The sequence below is a fragment of the Mesorhizobium sp. M1E.F.Ca.ET.041.01.1.1 genome, assembly GCF_003997355.1.
Lineage (GTDB): Bacteria > Pseudomonadota > Alphaproteobacteria > Rhizobiales > Rhizobiaceae > Mesorhizobium.
In genome coordinates, this window is sequence record NZ_RZSL01001031.1 from 1 (window position 1) to 1,268 (window position 1,268).

Annotated in this window: 2 protein-coding genes; both read right to left on the minus strand. The window is 64.0% G+C overall.

Annotated features, from left to right (window positions below; genetic code table 11):
• Window positions 1–638: pilus assembly protein N-terminal domain-containing protein (locus EOA38_RS37060; RefSeq protein WP_245481026.1), on the minus strand; the 638-nt coding region annotated here is incomplete at its 3' end.
• Between the two features lie 82 nt (window positions 639–720).
• A partial coding sequence (cpaB, locus tag EOA38_RS37065; RefSeq protein ID WP_127301541.1) for a Flp pilus assembly protein CpaB occupies window positions 721–1,268 on the minus strand: 548 nt, incomplete at its 5' end.

A 1,268-nucleotide genomic window follows, 5' to 3' on the forward strand; every position in this document is an offset into this window, starting at 1 on the left:
GTTATCTCCCCCGGATCGATGACGACGTCGCGACCGCCCATGCCGAAGGCAAAGTTGGCGCCGTATTTGGCACCGAGATCCTGTCCCGCCTGGCGGTTGATCTCGACGAAGCGGACATTGAGCTGAACCTGCTGCGAGGAGGAGATATTGACCGAGTTGATCACTTCCTCGTTGCCGGAGAAGCGCGACGCGATCTTGCTCGCCTTCTCGGCCGCGACCGCATCGTCGGCCTCGCCCGACAGTACCACGCGGCCATTGGCCGATCCGACCTTGATCTTGGCATCCGGCACGCTGGCGCGGATGGTGCTCGCGAGTTGGTCGGTATCCAGCGTCACCTCGATATCGATGGTGCCGACGAGGTGCTTGTCCTGGTCGAAGAGGGCAATGCCGGTGGTGCCCAGATTGTTGCCCAGCACATAGAAGGATTTGTCGGTCAGCGGGTTGACGTTGGCGATCTCCGGATCGCCGATGACGATCTGGTAGAAAGCGGCGCTCGTCATGATCGTCTTCGGCTTGCCCTTGGCGACTTTGATCGAGGCGTTCTTGGTCGCCGACACGTAGACGACGTCATTGTTCGCCTGAGCCGGCGCCCCGAAGGCAAGCATTCCGGCGGCTGCCAGGAAAGCGCCCGCCGCCATTGCACGCAGAAGGCGCAGCCCTCTCGTCGTCCGTTCTTTGTTCAACACAGGCATTGTCCCGTCCCCGACCGGTCCCCACCGGCTATTGTTCTTGTTCCTTGGAAGGAACGACGTCTCCCTCGGCTTGCTTGGCAGGAACCTTGTATTCCTCGACCTGCGTGCCGCGCGACACGATCACCGTCTTGAACTTTGGCTCCTCCGGCTCCTTCGCCACCGCATTGACCAGCGAGGCGGCGCTTGCCTCTGCGCTCGCGGCGACCGAGCCGCCGAAGGAGGAGATGGTGGTGAGCCCATTGTTGCCGGCGCTGGCGTCGGCGGCGGACCGCAAAGACAGCGACAAGGTGCCGACGGTGCGGGCGAGCGCGACTTTCTGCGCCCCTTCGTTCGTCACCTCGAGGGTCACGGAATTGGCGACCTGCGGCTCGGTCTTGCGCTCGTCCGCGCCCTGCCCGACGGACAGCACCTTGGCGTCCGAGACGACGATTTCGGATGTGACCGTCGAGCCGGATGCCCCTTGAGCGTTCTTGGCCACTTCCTGGATTTCGCCAGCATCGCGCGTCAGCACGACGTCGACCCGGTCGCCCGGCGTGATGAAGCCGCCGACGCCGGCGATCTCGTCGGTGCGGATGG